This window comes from Sphingomonas sp. SKA58 (assembly GCF_000153545.1).
Taxonomy (GTDB): domain Bacteria; phylum Pseudomonadota; class Alphaproteobacteria; order Sphingomonadales; family Sphingomonadaceae; genus Sphingobium; species Sphingobium soli.
The window spans coordinates 1,701,767-1,720,653 of sequence record NZ_CH959306.1 but is presented as its reverse complement, the minus strand read 5'-3'; the positions used below and the strand labels follow the sequence as shown (position 1 = coordinate 1,720,653).

The 18,887-nt window shown below is 62.6% G+C and carries 13 protein-coding genes and 2 pseudogenes; 7 read left to right on the top strand and 8 right to left on the bottom strand.

Going from position 1 to position 18,887, the window contains the following annotated elements:
* Positions 1 to 291: 291 nt before the first annotated feature.
* A complete protein-coding gene (locus SKA58_RS08775; protein ID WP_037542343.1) occupies positions 292 to 1,389 on the bottom strand; it encodes an NADH:flavin oxidoreductase in 1,098 nt (365 codons plus the stop codon).
* A gap of 226 nt (positions 1,390 to 1,615) precedes the next feature.
* On the opposite strand from SKA58_RS08775, the gene SKA58_RS08770 reads away from it, so the two are divergent.
* The 4 genes from SKA58_RS08770 (at position 1,616) to bktB (ending at position 6,229) form a co-directional block, all read left to right on the top strand.
* A complete protein-coding gene (locus SKA58_RS08770) occupies positions 1,616 to 1,984 on the top strand; it encodes a winged helix-turn-helix transcriptional regulator (protein ID WP_009822048.1) in 369 nt (122 codons plus the stop codon).
* 264 nt (positions 1,985 to 2,248) lie between these two features.
* Positions 2,249 to 2,836: a TetR/AcrR family transcriptional regulator gene (locus SKA58_RS08765; RefSeq protein WP_009822047.1), complete on the top strand. Its 588-nt coding sequence runs from the start codon at positions 2,249 to 2,251 to the stop codon at positions 2,834 to 2,836.
* Positions 2,837 to 2,937: 101 nt separating this feature from the next.
* Entirely contained in the window at positions 2,938 to 4,683 is a 1,746-nt protein-coding gene (locus SKA58_RS08760; protein ID WP_009822046.1) for an acyl-CoA dehydrogenase family protein, read from the top strand.
* Positions 4,684 to 5,050: 367 nt separating this feature from the next.
* Positions 5,051 to 6,229: a beta-ketothiolase BktB gene (bktB, locus tag SKA58_RS08755; RefSeq protein ID WP_009822045.1), complete on the top strand. Its 1,179-nt coding sequence runs from the start codon at positions 5,051 to 5,053 to the stop codon at positions 6,227 to 6,229.
* Positions 6,230 to 6,620: 391 nt separating this feature from the next.
* Here the strand turns inward: bktB and SKA58_RS08750 are convergent, their stop codons facing one another.
* The 5 genes from SKA58_RS08750 to SKA58_RS08730 all read right to left on the bottom strand — a co-directional run bounded on the left by SKA58_RS08750 (position 6,621) and on the right by SKA58_RS08730 (position 13,771).
* Positions 6,621 to 7,325: an OmpW/AlkL family protein gene (locus SKA58_RS08750; protein WP_009822044.1), complete on the bottom strand. Its 705-nt coding sequence runs from the start codon at positions 7,323 to 7,325 to the stop codon at positions 6,621 to 6,623.
* A gap of 216 nt (positions 7,326 to 7,541) precedes the next feature.
* A complete protein-coding gene (locus SKA58_RS19135; protein WP_009822043.1) occupies positions 7,542 to 9,461 on the bottom strand; it encodes a fatty acid desaturase in 1,920 nt (639 codons plus the stop codon).
* A 36-nt stretch (positions 9,462 to 9,497) separates the two neighbouring features.
* Positions 9,498 to 10,946 carry a coniferyl aldehyde dehydrogenase gene (locus SKA58_RS08740; RefSeq protein ID WP_009822042.1) on the bottom strand — a complete coding sequence of 483 codons (1,449 nt, stop codon included), beginning with the start codon at positions 10,944 to 10,946 and terminating at the stop codon, positions 9,498 to 9,500.
* Positions 10,947 to 10,970: 24 nt separating this feature from the next.
* On the bottom strand, positions 10,971 to 12,617 hold the full coding sequence (locus tag SKA58_RS08735) for an AMP-binding protein (protein WP_009822041.1): 1,647 nt from the start codon (positions 12,615 to 12,617) through the stop codon (positions 10,971 to 10,973).
* Between the two features lie 41 nt (positions 12,618 to 12,658).
* Entirely contained in the window at positions 12,659 to 13,771 is a 1,113-nt protein-coding gene (locus SKA58_RS08730; RefSeq protein ID WP_009822040.1) for a GMC family oxidoreductase, read from the bottom strand.
* On the opposite strand from SKA58_RS08730, the gene SKA58_RS08725 reads away from it, so the two are divergent.
* The gene (locus tag SKA58_RS08725; protein WP_232209388.1) at positions 13,743 to 14,546 is read left to right on the top strand and encodes an HNH endonuclease; all 804 of its coding nucleotides are present in this window, start codon (positions 13,743 to 13,745) and stop codon (positions 14,544 to 14,546) included. The two genes, SKA58_RS08730 and SKA58_RS08725, sit on opposite strands and share 29 nt — an antisense overlap.
* A 24-nt stretch (positions 14,547 to 14,570) precedes the next feature.
* On the opposite strand, the gene SKA58_RS08720 is transcribed toward SKA58_RS08725, so the two are convergent.
* Positions 14,571 to 14,897, bottom strand: a complete 327-nt coding sequence (locus tag SKA58_RS08720; protein ID WP_083784865.1) for a conjugal transfer protein TraD — start codon at positions 14,895 to 14,897, stop codon at positions 14,571 to 14,573.
* Positions 14,827 to 15,150 (bottom strand): conjugal transfer protein TraD, encoded by a 324-nt coding sequence (locus tag SKA58_RS08715; protein WP_009822037.1) that lies wholly within the window; start codon positions 15,148 to 15,150, stop codon positions 14,827 to 14,829. The genes SKA58_RS08720 and SKA58_RS08715 overlap by 71 nt, the downstream gene beginning before the upstream one ends.
* 173 nt (positions 15,151 to 15,323) lie before the next feature.
* Between SKA58_RS08715 and traA the strand changes: the two are divergent.
* Positions 15,324 to 18,269: pseudogene (traA, locus tag SKA58_RS08710) on the top strand (Ti-type conjugative transfer relaxase TraA).
* A 155-nt stretch (positions 18,270 to 18,424) separates the two neighbouring features.
* Positions 18,425 to 18,887 (top strand): annotated as a pseudogene (locus tag SKA58_RS20045) (hypothetical protein); the annotation flags it as partial.

Here is an 18,887-nt window from a genome sequence, read left to right as displayed (position 1 = left end):
GGCAAAGCGGTCGTTCGCGGATCACGTTCGCTACCGGCAACTTGCGACCAAACCACGTCGTTTGCCGATTGGGTTTGAACGGCAGCTTCGGGTCTATAACTGGACGTTGGCATGCCTCCAGGGACCGGACCTTCAACGGCGGGCTAAGCGCTCCGTACATGCCACAAGAGCGGCGGGTGGAAGCGCTCAACAACGTCGTTACGTCGTACGTCCCGGCCTACACCCGCATCACAGCACGCCATATTTGGAGCCAGCCCGGTTCGCCCGTTTCATGGCATGGCATTGAAACTGCTAAGCCAATGTCTTGAGCGCATCAGGGTCAAAGGTGCGCAATTCATCCATCCGGCCAGCCTGCACCTTCTCGACCCAATCAGGATCGCCAAGTAGCGCCCGACCCACCGCGATCAGATCGAACTCGCCGCGCTCCATTCGCTCATAGAGTCCGTCAATTGATCTCGGCTCTGCGCTCTCGCCGGCATAGGCAGCCATGAATTCGCCGGACAGGCCTACCGATCCGACAGTGATCGACGGCTTGCCGCTCAGTTTTTTCAACCATCCGGCAAAGTTGAGATCGGAACCTTCGAATTCCGGTTCCCAATAGCGGCGTTGTGATCCGTGAAGAGCATCGACACCGGCATCGACAAGGGGCGCCAGCCACGCTTCGAGTTCGGCAGGTGTCGCTGCCACCTTCGTCTCATAATGCCCGACCTTCCATTGCGACAGTCGCATGATGATCGGAAAATCGGGACCGGTCGCTTCGCGTACGGCACGAACAATTTCGGCGCCAAATCGCGCGCGTCCGCTCATAACGCCGCCCCATGCGTCACCGCGACGATTTGTGAACGCCCAAGCGAACTGGTCGATAAGATGGCCGTGCGCCCCGTGAATCTCAACGGTGTCGAAACCTATGCGCTGTGCTTCCGCCGCGGCATTGGCAAAGGCGGCGATAGTGTCGGCAATGTCGGCGTCGCGCATCGGCTCGCCGAGCGGATTCCCGGCATTATCGAATCCAGAGACGCTGTCGATACGACCTTCCGGCAACCAGCCATTTATCGGATTTGGGTTGGCTCCGAGATGGCCGATCTGAAGACCGATTCGACCATTCGCCGCATGGACATCATCGACGACCCGGTGCCAGGCCTCGAACGAAGCTTCTGAATTCAACCGGGGCATTGCTGGGTCGCCGTGGGAAGCCTCACGATCGACAACGCTAAGTTCCGTCAGGATCAAACCTACGCCACCTTCTGCACGCTTGCGATAGTATGCTCCTGCCTCTGGAGGAATAATGCCGTCATCTGCAAAAAGGCGCGTCATAGGCGCCATGACAAAACGATTGGGGAGAACCAGTTTGTTGAGTGAAAAAGGTTCGAACAATGCTTCATATACCATGTGATGGTTTCCTAACCTGATCCATGCAGGTTGTTCGTAGAGGTGAGCATGTCGATTGATATAGCGTCGTGATGTTTCAGGGGCCTTGTTTATCACTTCTGCCATCTCAATCAGTCTGCAAGGAGCCAAAGAGCGGTTTTGTATGTTGGCACGCAAACTGGTATAGCATCGAAACCTAGCGTCAATTAGGCACTAGAGATCGCCTAGGTATACATGAAGGAACCGCATGCTGGACGCTCAGAACCCGGATTTGGGCAATCGCCTGCTTCTCGATCAAATTGCCGACAAATGGTCTATCTTGATCCTGTCGCAAATCTGTGAGGAACCGCTACGCTTCAATCTGCTCAAGCGCAGTATCCCCGGGATCTCGCAGAAGGCTTTGACGCAGGCTTTAAGGCGACTTGAGCGGAATGGTATCCTGCAACGTGTCGTCAGATCGACGTCACCAGTCGCTGTGGAATACCGCGTGACGCCTCTCGGCCGGACGCTCAGCGGACCGTTCTCGGCTCTTTTTGACTGGACCGAGCGCTATGCGTCGGATGTCGAAGCTGCCCGGAGTGAGTATGATGCCCGTGAAGCTCTTACGGTTCTTTGAGCGACTACAGTCATAGATTGCCGGGAGAGAGGGAAAGCGTACTGCATGTCGTTGGCATTTGCGGGTGGGGCGGCGACGGTGCTTTCCATTGATGGAAATCGCCACGCATGCCGCTCGCTTACAATCGGAACCTTGCCGCTGAGCAAGGGGCCGCTGGTCGGCGCATGGCGCAGCCTGGTTAAACCCCTCTGGTCTATCGGTTCGGTAGTTAGGTTGGTGACATCAGTTCGCCCCTGCTACACTGTTGGGCATATGCGAAAGACCATGCTGTCCCCCCAAGCCCAATCGCCCGAAGCTGCCGGCGCTGTCAGTGACCGCCGACGCCAGATTTTGGAAATTTCCGCCCAATTGTTCGCGCGTAAGGGATATAGGGGCACCACCATGCGCGATATCGGCGAAGAAGCCGGTGTGCTCGGCGGGTCGCTCTACCATCACATAAAATCGAAAGACGCATTGTTCGTCGAGTTGCACAACGTAGCGCTGGATGCAGCCGCCGAGCGCATCGCGACGGCGATCGCAGACCATGACGATGCATGGCAAAGGCTCGAAGCGGCGTGCGTGGCCATGCTTGAAATCCAGCTCGACCCGGATTCCCTGACATTGCCGATGATGAACGACTTTCGGGAAGTGCCCGCCGAGGTGAGAGCGGCGCTCATCCGACGGCGCGACCAGTTCGAAGATCAGTTTCGGAAGCTGGTCGATGCACTGGACCTACCGGCGGCGATCGACCGGTCGGTATATCGCAATCTGCTGTTGTCGCAGTTGAACACGGCTGCGGCCTGGTTTCGACCGGGCCGCCTCACGCCGGCGCAGCTCGCCCATCAGATAGCGATCGTGTTTCGCCACCAATAACGACCGGGCCTTCTCAGCCGATTAGGCTGATTAAGCGCTCGCGAATTGACTGTAACAGATGTTTGGTATAGCAGCGTCCCGGAATAGCCGGGAGTGCCGCCATGCCGAGTTACGTGCCGCCAATCGAGGATTACCGCTTCCTCCTGAACGAGGTTCTCGGCTTCGATGCCCAGACGTCGGAGCTCGGGTTCGAGGTGGATGCCGATCTGGCGGCCTCGGTGCTGGAAGAGGCCGGACGATTATGTTCGGATCGCCTCTATCCGCTAAACCGGGAAGGGGACGAAAAGGGTAGCCAGCTGGTCGATGGCGTCGTGCGCACGCCGCCGGGTTTCGCGGATGCGTATCGCGACTTTGCCTCGGCGGGCTGGGCCTCGCTGTCGGCGGACCCCGCGTATGGCGGGCAGGGGCTTCCTTTCATCCTGCAGCTCTGGCTCGACGAGATGATGTCGGCGGCGAACCTGTCGTTCGGCCTTTTCCCCGGTTTGACGCGCGGCGCGTGCGAGGCGATCGCAGCCCATGCCGATGACCAGCTCAAGACTGCCTATCTGCCCCGCATGATCAGTGGCGAATGGACCGGCGTCATGGCGCTGACCGAAAGCGGGGCGGGCACCGATCTGGCCTTGCTCAAGACCAGGGCTGCGCCGCTGGACGACGGCTATGCCATCACCGGCACCAAGATCTTCATCTCCTCGGGCGACCATGATTTCGGCGGCAATATCGTCCATCTCGTGCTGGCGCGCTTGCCGGACGCGCCAGCCGGGGTGAAGGGCATCAGCCTGTTCCTGGTGCCGAAATTCCTTCCCGACGAAAGCGGTGGTTTCACCGCGCGCAATACCCTGTCGGTTGGTGCTCTCGAAAAGAAGATGGGTATCCACGCGCAACCGACCTGCGTGATGAATTATGACGGTGCTACCGGCTGGCTCGTCGGCGAGCCTCATCGGGGGCTGGCGGCGATGTTCACTATGATGAACACTGAGCGGCTGATGGTCGGTATCCAGGGTCTCGGCATTGCCGGCGCGGCCTATCAGCAGGCAGCCGCTTATGCGAAAGATCGCCTGCAAGGGCGGAGTGCCGATGGCAAGGCCGGCCCCGTGGCGATCATCGATCATGCCGATGTGCGCCGGATGCTGCTGGGCGTGCGCGCCTTTGTCGAAGCTGGGCGGGCCTTGGCCGGGTGGACAGCGCTGCAACTCGACCGCGCACAGGCGCATCCCGACCCTTCGGAGCGCGCCCGAGCGGATGCGCGCGTCGCGCTGCTCACGCCGGTGATCAAAGCGGCGTTTACCGACCTTGGCTTTGAAGGAGCCGTCCAGGCGCAGCAGGTGTTCGGCGGTCACGGCTACATCCGTGAATGGGGGATGGAGCAATTCGTGCGCGATGCACGCATCGCCCAGATTTACGAAGGCACCAACGGCGTCCAGGCGATGGATCTGGTCGGCCGCAAACTCGGTATGGGGGGCGGCACCGTCGTCGAGGAGTTTTTCGCGTTGATCGACGCGGATCTCGACAGTCTTGCGGAGGCGGCCGTCAACCACTCGGTCGTGGCGCAGACGCGACAGGCGCTCGCGTTGTTGCGGACGTCGACCGTCGCGCTGCGTGGCGCCGATGCCGATGCGACGGGCGCGGCGGCGGTCGACTATCTGCGGTTGTTCGCGTTGGTCGCAATGGGGTGGATGTGGTCCCGGATGGTCGGCGCCGCGATCAAGGGCAACTCGCCGCTCCATGCCGCAAAGCTCACCGTCGCCACCTTTTTCGGACAGCGGGTCTTGTCGCAGGTCCACGGGCTGGCAGCGAGCATCGCGGCGGGTGGGCAAAGCATCATGGCACTTCCAGCGGAAGCTTTTTGAACGAACGGGGAATTGGAAATGGCGGTTCAAGTGGAACGAAACGGCGCAACCAGCGTGCCGCGCCTGTCCAACGGTGCCGTGATGCCCTGTCGATAGCCAATGGCTTTGTCGATCAGATCGGTGAAACTGCGACGGCAGCCGAGGCTGATCCCGATTGCCAGGCCATCGTCATGGCCGGCGCCAGCAGGCTGTCATTGCGACCAGATCAGACTGTCGACACTGGCCGATCGGCTGCAATTCTAAGCGGCATGCCGGAACGGCTGGGCCTGGCAGCCCGCTCCCTTGATCGAACAACTGGCGGCGCAAGGCCGCACATTCTTAGACCTGAATGCATGAAGCGCCACGATGTGGCGATCGGAGACAGACAATGACGGACGTATATCTGGTTTCTGCGGCGCGGACCGCTATCGGCAGCTTTAGCGGGTCATTGAAGGACCAGAAGCCGGGCGAACTGGCCGCCCATGTGGCGAAAGCGGCGATCGCGCGCGCGGGCATCGACGCCGCCCTGGTCGGTAATGTCGTGTTGGGTAACGTCATCCACACCGAACCGCGTGACGCCTATGCGGCGCGGATCGCGGCGATCGGCGCGGGCATCCCCCAGGAATGCCCCGCGCATACGGTGAACCGGCTGTGCGGATCAGGGCTGCAGGCCATCATAGCCGCGGCACAGTCGATCCTGCTCGGCGATTGTGAAATTGCCCTTGGTGCAGGTGCAGAGATCATGAGCCGCGCGCCCTATTTCGCACCAGCCGTCCGCTGGGGTCAAAAAATGGGGGAGGCGGCTCTTGTCGACGGGCTCACCGGCGCATTGACCGATCCGTTCCAGGCGATCCATATGGGCGTCACCGCGGAAAACGTCGCGGCGCGCTACGGCATCAGCCGCGAAGCGCAGGATAACCTCGCGCTGGAAAGCCAGCGTAGGGCAGCCCATGCCATCGCCGAGGGCTATTTCCGCGAACAGATCGCCCCCGTGGATATCATCGCGCAGCGCAAGCCCGTGACGTTCGACACCGACGAATATGTCCGCACAAATGCCGGCCCGGAAGATTTCGCCAAGCTCAAGCCCGTGTTCCAGAAGGACGGCACCGTTACCGCTGGTAATGCGTCGGGCATCAACGATGCCGCCGCAGCGGTGATCCTCGCGAGCGGGGAAGCTGTGCGGACCCACGGCCTCAAGTCGCTCGCGCGCCTTGTCTCTTATGGCCATGCTGGCGTCGATCCCGCCTATATGGGCATCGGTCCGGTGCCTGCGACCCGCCAGGCGCTTCAACGGGCAGGACTGACGGTCGCCGACCTGGACGTCGTCGAAGCCAACGAAGCGTTCGCGGCACAGGCCTGCGCGGTCACGAGCGAACTGGGTTTCGACCCTGGGAAAGTTAACCCCAATGGCAGCGGGATATCGCTTGGTCACCCGGTCGGCGCGACGGGGGCGATCATCACGACGAAACTGGTCTACGAACTGCAACGTACAGGCGGCCGTTACGGGCTGACGACGATGTGCATCGGCGGTGGACAAGGCATCGCCGCGGTGTGGGAGCGGGTCTGACTTCCGTAGCGAGGGTACGGAGAGGCAGCGCCTTCACAAACGGGTTGGCGGGCAATCGTGGAATGATCGTCAGGCCGCGACCTTGTGGCATCTTCCATCCTCGAGCCCAAGCCGACCCGGTGAACGTCCAAAGTGACGACTGAACTTCGTGACGGCGTGAAGGTAGGGACGCTGGGTAGCCGGCGACAAGTTGCGCAACATCATGTCGTCGATCATATGACGGAGCAGCGGGCTCACCGCTGTCGTGGTATCCGCCATAAGGTGGTCTCCTGATCAGGTGGTGGTGGTCTCAGCACCCGCACCTTCTCATCAGGAGACCATTTCAGCCAATAGGCAAACCTCTCCCACGCTACCTCTGTTCAATCCGGTTTGCCCGTGGACCAGTGCGCCGTCAGAACCGATAGCCGACCATCAGACTGAACACACCGGGATCGACCTTGACGTCGATCGTCCGGGCAATGTCGCCTACTCCGGGCGTCGTCGTGGTGAGGGTGGCCCTGGTGTCGATCCAGTAGCGCGAGTAGGCCATGTCGAGCATCCAGTTCTTCGCGATAGGAATTTCCGCGCCGAGCTTCACCACGGGGCCCCAGGAATCCTTCAGCTTGGAGGAACTGCCGGTGCCGCCAAACGCGCCGGTATATCCGGCACTCACGTGCCTGTTGGCGAAAGATGTGTAGTTCACCCCGGCGCCGACATAGGGCCGAATGCCCGGCAGGTCGGTGACGGTATAGGTTGCCAGCACCGCGGGGAACCAGGCTCTCGCTGTCCCCACCCGGCCGAGCGCCGCCCCCGCGCCAGCACCATCGAACTTGATCAGGGGCGGGGCGCCCGCCTGCACCACGACCGACCATGGCCCCGAGATCTTCCGCTCATAGACCAGCGCAAGGGTGCGCGTATTGCGCAAGTGGGTTTGAATTCCCGGTGGCGTGGTGCCGGGAAGTCCGACCAGGTCGTCGGACTTCGTGTTGAAGCCAATTTCGGCATAGCCGATCTTCAGCGTGTTGGCAGCCGCTTCAGATTGTGCATGTGCAACAGTGCTGCCAAATGCAAGGGCAAGCCCCGCGACAGAGACGCAGGCGGCTTTGATGTTTGACATATTCTCTCTCCTTTGGACTGGTCATTGCCAGCTGATTGTTGGAATGAAATGCTTGCGGCAAAGCGGCTCTGGCATCGGAAAACACCCGCTCAAGCCGACTTTTTGGTTGCTCCTGTAGAGGGCTGGCCACGCCGCCAGGGGTTGATGTCCCTGGCCGGGCACTGGCGAAGCCACGCTTGTTCCGTCATGGCCCGCCTGTGGTGGAATAGTGCCACGTCACAGGTCGAGCACCAGAGGCCCGCTCCCGGTTCCCCGGGATACGCAGAGTAGAATCTTGTTTCCTTTTTCGCGTTCCGCCGTCGTTAGGACTGCATCGCGGTGCTCGATTTCGCCGGAGAGGACCCGGCACTGGCAGGTGCCGCAGACGCCCTGACGGCACACCGTGTCGATAGCGAGACGTTCGCTTTCGAGAACCTCCACGATGCTCTGTCCCACTTCAACCCGCAGCTGCCGACCGCTGCGCGCCAACTCGATGGTGAAAGGTACATCAGGGTGCGAAGGGCGGGGCGGGCTGAAGCTCTCGGTCGCAATCGCGTCCGCCGGCCAGCCCATCGTTGCCGCGACCGCCTTGACACGTTCCATGAAGCCCGCCGGTCCACACAAAAAGACCTGATCGTCCGCCTGATATTGACCGAGCGCGCTGGCGATCTCACCGTCCTCAATGCCTTTGCCGTCGTCGCAATGCAACTGGATACGCGCTGCGAACGGAAAGCGTTGAAGCGTCTGGTCGAAGGGAACATGAGCCGGCGTACGCGCAAAGACATGTAGCGCAAAGTCTTTCGCCGCGAGCGCATAGGCCATCGAGATGAGGGGTGTCACGCCAATGCCGCCGGCGATCAGGACATGACGCCCGCTGGATACCTGCAGTGGGAAATGGTTGCGGGGGCTGCCGACCTCGACGAGCGTCCCTTCCTGAAGACGTGAATGCATGGCCATGGAGCCGCCGCGGCCGGCGGCATCTCGCTTGACAGCAATCTGCCATTGCCCCGCATGGCCCGGCCGACCGATCAGTGAATATTGGCGCACCAGGCCAGGTTCGAGCCGGACATCGATGTGAGCGCCGGCCTCGTAGATCGGCAGCGACGAGGGAGATGCCGATTCAAGCGTGAACAGGCGTATGTCCTGGGCGATGTCTTCGGTCGCGACGACCCTGGCCAGTCGCCATGGCGTCTCGCTGTTCGGAAAGGCCTCCGGGCTCCACTCTCCCCAATAGTCGCGCATCAGTGGAGCGCGCGGCGACAACTCCGCCTCTGTTGCGCGCCAGCCCGCCACCAACCGATACCAGGGAATTTGTGGGTAGAGATGATGGATGAGATGGGCGTTTTGACCGAGCATCAAAGGGTCGAGCCACTTGTTGGGCTTGATGATCGCGGTCGCCTTGACCGGATGCTCGCGCTGCTCGACGCCCGGCGGATGCTGGATATGTGCGAAAACATAGAGGGTCAGCAGGATTCCGATGCGCTGGGGTATCCACCAGATCAGGGCCCACTCGAGCGCCCAGGGGGATGCGATCCAAAAGGCATACCAGCCCGCCATCAGGGAAAGGGCTAGGATGAAGCGCACATTCTGTGCAGTCGACCACTGGCCGAAGCGTTTCAGGTACCAGGAAACCCAATGAAACTCGAGAAACAATGCAAAAAAGAACAGGCCGGATAGCGAACCCGTTGCGCCCTCGTCCGGGTCTTCGTGGAGTTCCCCCGTCGACTTGTGATGGGCCAGGTGAAGGACGCGGTAGACGGCCGCTTCAAATCCGGGAAACAACAACTGGCCGCTGACGGTGCCGATCGCGTCATTGACAAATGGGTTGCGCGACACGGCCCGGTGCGTTGCGTCATGCAACGGCGTGAAGGAAACATATATGGCCAGCGTATTGATGATGATGCCGAGGGGAATGGGCATCCAGCCCTCCAACATGCCGTAGGCCGACAAGCCGAAGGTGGCGAAGCAGCCTAGGACTAGACACAGCGTCGGCAGCGGCCAAAGGGGAATTGCGTGAAGGGCTTGCAGTTCCGAAGTGGCCCGCAATCTTCCTGCCACCGCCCAATCTGCCTGCGCCTGTTCCGCAAAGGCCGGCTCCGGCAATCCGGGACCATCCAGAACGGCTGTTTGGTTAAACATCTTGGTCTCCGCATGCATAGAAGAATTGGTCGAGGGTGTGGGACATGACGCGGCTCAGCCCTTGAACCGGATCAGCAGGTTCATCAGCTTGATCGCCCTACCGGCGTAAGGCGGCTGGAAGAGCATCTGGATGGCCGAGAGCCGTCCCTGGTAGAACACCGGGCGCAATTTCGAGAAAGTGTTGAACCCCTCGCGCGAGTGGTAGTGCCCCATGCCGCTGGGGCCGACCCCGCCAAAGGGCAGGTCATGTTGGGCCACGTGCAGCAAGGCCTCGTTGACCCCCACTCCCCCCGACATGACGCGTGAGATGTAGAAGTTCTGCAATGCCTTGTCGTGCGTGAACGGATAGATCGCCAGCGGCCGGTCGTGTGCATTGATATAGTCGGCCACCTCCTGCGCGCTGCGGTACGTGCGGACAGGCAGGATGGGACCGAATATCTCGCGCTGCGACAGTTGCATCTGCGGCGTCGGGTTCAACACCAGGTGCGGCGCGAACTTACGCAACGCCGCATCGGGCGTCTGGCCTTCAGCCAAGTTTACCAGCTTTGCCCCCTTGGCACGCGCGTCCTCAAGCGTGGCGGTCAGGCGGGCATATGCGCGCTCATCGATGATAGAGGTGTAGTCGTTGCCGTTGATATCGGGGAAGCGCTCGGCGAACAGATGCTTGCAGTGCGCTACGAATTCCTCGGTGGCCCCCTCGGGCAGGAACACATAATCGATGTTCGTGCAGATCTGCCCGGCGTTGAACATCTTCACCCACATGATCCGCTCGGCAGCGGTCTTGACTGAGAAGTCCGGACCGACCACCGCAGGCGCCTTGCCGCCCAATTCCAGCGTCACCGGCGTCAGGTTGCGCGCCGCGTTGGCCATCACTGCGCGGCCGGTAGCGCCGGAACCGGTGAACAGCAGGTGATCGAAGGGCAATGACGAGAATGCCGGCCCGCTGCCGCCGCCGTCGTCGAAGAAGCGCAGTTTCTCCTCGGGGAAATATCGGGGACTGATTTCGATCAACAGGGCTGCCAGATGGCGCGAGTTCTCCGACATCTTGACCATCGCCCGGTTGCCCGCCGCCAGGATCGCGGCGAGCGGGCAGAACGACAGGTTGAGCGGGAAATTCCACGGCACGATCACGCCCACCACCCCCAGCGGCTGCGGAATCACCCGGTTCGAAGCGCCGGGATACAGCATCACGTCGATGTGCCGACGCTGCGGCTTCATCCATCGTTTGAGATTCTTGGCGGAGTCCTTGACTGTTTCGAGCACCACGAAGAATTCGGCGAAGAGGGTCTCGAACTCCGAACGATTACCGTAGTCGAGGTTGATCGCCTCCACGAGGCGCTGGCGGTTGTCCTTCAGCAACCGCGATAGCGCGTCCAGGTCGGCCATGCGCTCGGCTCGCGTGGGTTCCGGATAGGCGAGATAGGCCGCGCGTTGACGATCGAAACATTGTTGGAATTCGGCCGGCATCTGCAGCTGATCGGATGCAAGGGTGCGTGCGTCCATGTGGGTTCCTAGCGGGTGTTGGAGTCAGGCGATCTGGCGCAGCTCGCGCCGAAGAATCTTGCCCACCGTGGACTTGGGCAGGGCATCCACGAATGCCACCTGCTTGGGCACCTTATAGGCGGTGAGCTGGCTGCGGCAGTGCGCGACGATCTGCTCGGCGCCCACGTCAGCGCCGGGTGCGCGCACCACATACAGCTTCGCGGCCTCACCGGTCCTCTCGTCTGGAACGCCCACGCAGGCGCACTCCAGTACGCCGGGGCACGCGGTGGCCACGCCCTCGATCTCGTTCGGGAAGACGTTGAAGCCGGAGACGATGATCATGTCCTTCTTGCGATCGACCAGCTTCAACAGGCCGTCAGGCGTGAACAGGCCCACGTCGCCTGTGCGGAAATAACCATCGGACGTGAACGCTTCGGCATTGGCCTGCGGTTGCTGCCAATAGCCGCGCATCACCTGTGGACCCTTGACGCAGACTTCACCGGCCTCACCTTGTGCGGCCTCAGTACCATCCTCTTTGAGCAGCATGACGTCCGTGGAGGGCAGCGGCACGCCGGTGGTGCCATTATAGCCCCCGGCAGAAGCGAGGTTGAAGCTGATCACGGGGCTGGTTTCGGACATGCCATAGCCCTCGCGAACGGGGCATCCGGTCAATGCCTCCCATTTCGCCGATGTCGGTTCAAGGATCGCAGAGCCACCGCCGGCGGCCATGCGCAGGCGCGAGAAGTTGACCTCCTTCGCGCGTGGATGCGTAGCCACCCCTGCGAACAGCATGTTGACACCGGTGAAGACGGTGCAGCGCGACGCCTTCAGCACGTCAATGAGGCTATCCATGTCCCGTGGGTTGGGCACCAGCCAGTTCTCGGCGCCCACCGAGAAGTAGGTGACGAAGTTCACCATCAGCGCGAAGATGTGGTACAGCGGAATAGCGGTGACGATCACCTCCTCGCCAGGGCGCAGGTTGTCCGCCACGATCGACTTGAACTGTTGCACGTTGGCCACCAAGTTGCGGTGCGTCAACGCAGCGCCTTTGGACAAGCCGGTGGTGCCGCCGGTATATTGCAGAAACAGCAGATCCTCTCCACCCAGCGCCACCGGCGCGAAGGGCAGGCTTTCGCCGTCCATCAGCGCCTGCGCGAGGGCAATCGTGCCCTGCAGGCGCGCATCGACCGGCGGGCTGGGCAGCGCCGCTGCAGTACCGTCGCCAGGGCCGATCATTATGACTGTCTGCAACAGCGACTGCGCATCGGGCCTGCTCAGCACCTCTGCCACAGTGGCAGAAGCGCCGCTGAAGCCGACGAGTATCCGGGCGTCCGCATCGCGCAACTGATGCTCCAGTTCGCGCGGCGTATAAAGCGGATTGACGTTGACCTGCACCGCGCCGGCGCGGGCGATACCGAGAAAGGCAATCGGGAAGGCCATGAAATTCGGCGTCATCAATGCGATGCGGTCACCCTTGCGTACGCCCAGACGGGACTGCAGGTAGGCGGCGAAGTCGCGCGACAACCGATCCACATCGGCATAGCTCAGCGTCTGGCCGAAGCATTTGAACGCCGGCCGATCGGCGAACTCGACCATGGCCGCTTCCATCATGGCGACGACCGATGGATAGGCATCGGCATCGATTTCTATCGGCGTGTTGCCATAGCTGGCATGCCAAGGACGTTGGCGCATCGGAATATTCCTGAATGGGGCGTTGGACATGGGGGGCGAGCTCAGTGCACGGTGCGGATCAGATCCACCGCTTTCTCGGCGATCGCGATGGCGGCGGCATTGGTGTTGCCGCCGATCAGCGTGGGCATGATGGAAGCATCCACCACGCGTAGGCCTTGCAGACCATGCACCCGCAGTTGAGGGTCGACGACAGCCATCGGATCGACACCCATCCGGCACGTCCCGACGGGATGATAGACGCTATCGACGCGGGCCCGTAACACGGCGCGGATGTCTTCGTCGGTGTGGACGTCGGCCGTGAAGAGGTCTTTGTGCCGCAAGCTGGCCAGCGCGGGGGCATCCATCAACCGGCGCGTCAGCTTGAAGCCTTTGACCAGGGTCTCCAGATCGTCCCCATGCTGTAAAAAGGCGGGATCGATGTCCGGTGCCTGAAGCATGTCCGGGCCTTTTAGTGTGACCTGCCCCCGGCTCTTGGGTCGCAGTGCGCAGACGTGGCAGGAATAGCCATGTGCCGCGTGCAACTTGCGTGCGTGATCATCGACCAGGCTGATGACGAAGTGCAGCTGCACATCGGGTGCGGCCAGTGAGGGATCCGTCTTCAGGAACCCGCCACCTTCGGCAAAGTTGCTGGTGAGCATGCCTTGACGCGAGCGCAGGTACCGGATGATCTCGCGCGTCATGCGCACCGAGGCACCCAAAGAGATGCCCATCAGATCCAGGCTCTTGGCAGCGTAGCCAAAGATGAAATCGGGATGGTCCTGCAAGTTCCGGCCTACGCCTGGCAGGTCGTGCAGCACCTTCACGCCTACCTGACCAAGATGCTGCGCGGGTCCGATCCCTGAGACCATCAGCAGCTGTGGCGTATGGAAAACGCCAGCGCTCAGGATCACTTCCTTGCGGGCGCGGTAGATTTTTTCCTGCCCGGCATGCGTGCAGACCACGCCCACGGCGCGGCGCCCTTCAAACAGGAGGCGGGTCGCCTGGGCGCCTGTCACCACCAGCAGGTTGCGGCGATGGCCGATATGCGGGTGCAGATAGGCCCGTGCGGCGCTCCAGCGCTCACCATTCCTCTGCGTGACCTGGTAAATGCCGATGCCTTCTTGTTCGGCGCCGTATCTCGGGCGCGTGAGCGCCTGTGTCGGTGACTGGATCATTTACTACGAGCCGAGCAAAATCCAGGGCACGCGCGGCTACTTTGCCGTCGCTAAGGTCGCCCAGGTCGTGCCGGATCCCAAGGCGAAGGACATGTACCAGGCGCTGATCGAGCCGGGCACATATCTCGACTTCGTCAACCCTGTCCCCTTCAACGGTCCGCTCGGTCTGGTCGAGCGCGGTGTGCTCAACGAGGCTGGCAAAATATCGGGCCGGGCACAGTCCGCCGTTCGCCCACTTTCAATTGCGGATTTCAATCGCATCATCGATCTCGGCACTGCGGAAGAGGACGACTTCTTGCCGCGCGTCGATAGCGGGAGTGACAATTCGCTGCGCGAGGAGCGGACGCCCTTCCTTCACGAGATCGAGCGGGACCGGGTCGCCTACCTCGGGTCGAGATTGGTGCGGGACCGGTTGTTCCGCCGCCGTGTCGTCACCGCCTATGACGCGCGGTGTGCGATTACGGGCCTCAAGCTCATCAATGGCGGTGGCCGGGCCGAGGTTGAAGCCGCCCACATTCGCCCCGTGGAGCGAGGCGGCCCCGACATCGTCAACAACGGCCTCGCCCTGTCAGGAACGGTCCATTGGATGTTCGATCGCGGGCTCATCAGCTTGAAGGACGATCTGGAAATCCTGATCAGCCGGCAAGCGAACGATCCTGACGGCATTCGCTCGCTGGTCAATCGCACGGGGTTTGCGATGCCGCCCGAGAGGATCGCGGACAGACCGCATCCCAGTTTCCTGTCCTGGCATCGCGAGCACTGTTTCAAACACTGATCCCACGCGTTGATCGCCGGTCATTCAATTCGGTGTGCCAGAGTGGGCGGCCACGATTGACCCTGTGTCGGCAAACGCGCGCTTCCCTCGCCGATGCCACATTGTCAGCATCTGCTCGCGATCCGGCCCCCGCAGTTTTGCTGCCGCCTCGATCAGCAATCCAAGGATCACGGCGCGATCGTCGTCGGTGAGTTCGACCAACCCGGCTTTGGCGACGAGCCCGCCCAGTTCGATCAAATGCCGCGTGCGTTCGCGCCGCTTCACTTGCCAGTCACGGGTGTCACGCCGCGCCTGCTTCGCCTGAAGGCGATTGCGCGCGGCCGTCGTCCTTCGCAGCGCCGCCTTGTTCATGGCCAGAGCGGCTGCCAGCGCCTTCGCGGTCCCCGCGAAAGAACGCGGCGCCCCGCTTGCGCCACGCCTCCCGTGTCGGACGTTCGGCTGTGGTGGCAGCGAGCAAGGCCCCGGCCAGTTCCTCGATGGTCAGGTCGTCGGCGCCGGTCGCTACGACCAGCTCGCCAAGCTGGCTTTGCTTGCGGCCTTTCAGTTGTCTGGCCTTGCCGGTCAGTGCCTTGAGTTCGGCATCATAATCGCGAGGTTTGCGCATCGGTCCGTCCTTCCAATTGTATGGGTCGGACGAACCAGTTATCGAGGTTCCCGATTAGTCACAACATCGTGAAATCTCCTGAGATTTCGCGCTCCCGAAACTGATGAAATCTTTCGAGGGCGCGCTTATACGTCGTGCCGACGTGCGCTTTTGAGTGTAAATGGATTGCCGTCATGGCGATCTACCACTTCTCGGCCAAAGTGATCTCCCGCGCTGCCGGTTCGTCCGCCGTGGCAGCGGCCGCCTACCGCTCGGCCTCGCGCCTGCGCGACGATCGGCTCGACCGGCACCACGACTTTTCCAACAAGCCGGGCGTCGTACACAGCGAAGTGCTGCTGCCCGCTGGCGCGCCTGACGAATGGCACGGCCGCGAGCGGCTCTGGAATGACGTCGAGGCGGCGGAACTGCGCAAGGACGCGCAGCTCGCCCGCGAAGTCGAGTTCGCCATTCCCCGCGAGATGAGCCAGGCCGACGGGATCGAACTGGCCCGCGACTTTGTCCAAAAGGAGTTTGTCGACCGGGGCATGGTTGCCGATCTCAACGTGCACTGGGATGTCGGGCCCGACGGGCAGCCCAAGCCGCATGCGCACGTGATGCTGGGCATGCGTGAAGTTACCGAGGAAGGCTTCGGCCAGAAGGTCCGCGACTGGAACAAGACCGAACTCCTCACCCACTGGCGCGAAGCCTGGGCGCAGCACGTCAATACCCGGCTTGCCGAACTCGACATCGACGCCCGGATCGATCACCGCTCGCTGGAAGCGCAGGGCATCGATCTGGAGCCGCAGCACAAGATCGGCCCCGCAGCCTCGCGCATGGCAGAACAGAGGCTCTCCAGCGAGCGTCTCGACGAGCATCACGCCATTGCCCGGGCCAACGGCGAGAAGCTGCTCGCCGATCCAGAAATCGCGCTCGATGCGATCACCCACCAGCAATCGACCTTCACCAGCCGCGACCTTGCCATGTTCGTGCACCGGCACAGCGAGGGCAAGGACCAGTTCGATGCCGTGATGGCGGCGGTGCGGTCCTCGCCGGAGTTGGTCAAACTGGGCCAGGACGGGCGCGGCGAGGATCGCTTCACCTCGCGCTCGATGCTGGAGACCGAACAGCGGCTGGAGCGCGCGACTATCACGCTCGACGCGCGGCGGCATCACGGCGTCGGTGACCGTCACCTGGAACGCGCGCTGGCCCATGCCGAGGAACGCGGCATGGTGCTTTCCCCTGAACAGTGCGGCGCCTTCGAGCATGTCACCGAGGCGCGCGGCATCAGCAACGTCATCGGCTATGCCGGCACCGGCAAGAGCGCGATGCTCGGCGTGGCCCGCGAAGCATGGGAGTCGGCTGGCTATTCCGTGCAGGGCGCGGCCCTCTCGGGCATCGCCGCCGAGAACCTGGAAAGCGGTTCGGGCATTACATCCCGCACCATCGCCAGCCTCGAACACCAATGGGGCCAGGACCGCGAGCTGCTGACGAACAAATCGATCCTCGTCATCGACGAGGCCGGCATGATCGGCACGCGCCAGATGGAGCGTGCAATCGGTGAGGCTGAGAAGCGCGGCGCCAAGGTCGTGCTGGTCGGCGATCCCGAGCAGCTCCAGGCAATCGAGGCCGGGGCCTCGTTCCGCTCGATCGCCGAGCGGCACGGCGCGGTCGAGATCACCACCATCCGCCGTCAGTCCGAAGACTGGCAGCGCGATGCGACACGCCAGCTTGCCACCGGTCGCACGGACGAAGCGCTGACGGCCTATGAGGAGGCGGGCCATGTCCATGCCGCCGAGACGCGCGAACAGGCGCGCGAGGAGCTGATCGATCGCTGGGATCGTGACCGGATGGCCAATCCCGATGCCGGCCGGATCATCCTCACCCATACCAACGACGAGGTGCGCGAACTCAACGAAGCCGCGCGCAGCCGCATGCGTGCCGCCAGTCTGCTCGGCGAGGATGTTGGCCTTGAAGTGGAACGTGGGCCGCGCTCCTTCGCGTCCGGCGACCGTGTGATGTTCCTCAAGAACGAGCGCAGCCTGGAGGTGAAGAACGGCACGCTCGGCGCCGTCGAGCACGTCAGCCACATTGCCATGCGCGTTCGCACCGATGACGGCCGATCGATCACCTTCGATCTCAAGGACTATGCCCATTAGGATCACGGCTATGCCGCCACGATCCACAAGGCGCAGGGCATGACCGTGGACAGCGTCCATGTGCTGGCAACGCCGGGGCTCGACCGCCATGCCTCCTATGTCGCGCTCTCGCGGCATAGGGACCAGGTTGACCTGCATTACGGCAAGGATGACTTTGCCGACCGCGATCGGCTTGTCCGCACGCTCAGCCGCGAGCGCGGCAAGGATATGGCGTCCGACTATGCCCGCGTGCCCGAGCCCATCCCCGCACTGCAGCCCAGGCGCGGCATCTTCGACGGGCTCAAGCTCAAGGTGCCCAACTTCTCGGTCGTACCCGAACGGGTGAACTTCGATGGCGTGCGGCTCAAGGTACCGAAGGAGCCGCTCCAGCCGGTCGCGCCGTCACCCGAACCCACCTCGACCGCGATCACGGCCGAAACCCGCGAAGCGCAGCTGCGGCGTGAGCGGACCGAGGCCCTGAAACGCCATGCCAAGGCGATCGACAGCATCTACAACGCCCGAACACACGGCGGCCGGGAAAGCTCCGAGCAGCTAGCCGAGCTCATGTCCGCGCGCAAGGCGTTCGAGGACCTGCGCCCTCATGGACCTCGCGACGCCGAGGCGGCCTATGCCAAGGACCCCAGCCTGGCGAGCGAAGCGGCACGCGGCAGTGCCAATCGCGCGATCCGCGCGCTTCAGCTGGAAACTGAGCTGCGCACCAATCCAGAGCTTCGCTCCGACCGGTTCGTCAGCCGTTGGAATGAGCTCAGCGCCAGTGCCGATCGCCACTACGCAGCCGGCGACATGGACGCCCATAAGAGTGCCCGCTCGGCCATGGCAAACATGGCCAAGAGCCTGGAGCGCGATCCGCAGCTCGAATCCCTCCTCGCCATTCGCAAGGCCCAGCTTGGGATCACCATGATGGACAGCCAGCGCAAACTTGGCGCCCAGCTCGCGTTCGAGCACGGCCTCGATCTTGGCCGGGGTCGCGGGCTGGGGCTTTAGGCGAGTCCAAGCCCCGAGTCGCAGAGCCTTCACTGCTTGGCACAATCTCACGGCGCCTCAATGCCATGCGCGCCGACACGCCCACAAATCTCACCGCTTCCAGCGAGGTTCCAGCGTCTGGCATTCTGAATTAGGCAAGGTCTAGCCTGCCGTTCATGACCGATACCACCGACACCGAAGTGACCACCGCGCAGGCTTTCGAGGCCGTGCGGCACGAGCTCAGCCTCCTGCACAACGCCGTCGCCAATCTGACGGCGGCGCGCGAACGAATTCCCGACCACACTGCGGCGCTCGATGGCATCGACCGCAGTCTGGGCAATGTCCGCGCCCGGCTTGCCGCCGTCGAACAGACCCCGGCGGTCTCGTTGACGCCAGCCGAAATGGCGAAGCAGATCAACCTCGCCGCTCAGGCGGTCCGCATCGAGGACCGACGCATGCTCGACACTGCCCGCGCCGCGCTCGATCGATCAGCCGGGTGGATCGACAGTGTCGTGAAGCGCGGCCAGGCCGCCGATCGGCAGGTCGAGCGCCAGATATGGTGCGTGGCAGCGGGGATGCTCGTCGGCATCTTCGTTTGGGCCGTTCTGCCCGGAGCCATTGCCCGGTCCCTGCCGGCAA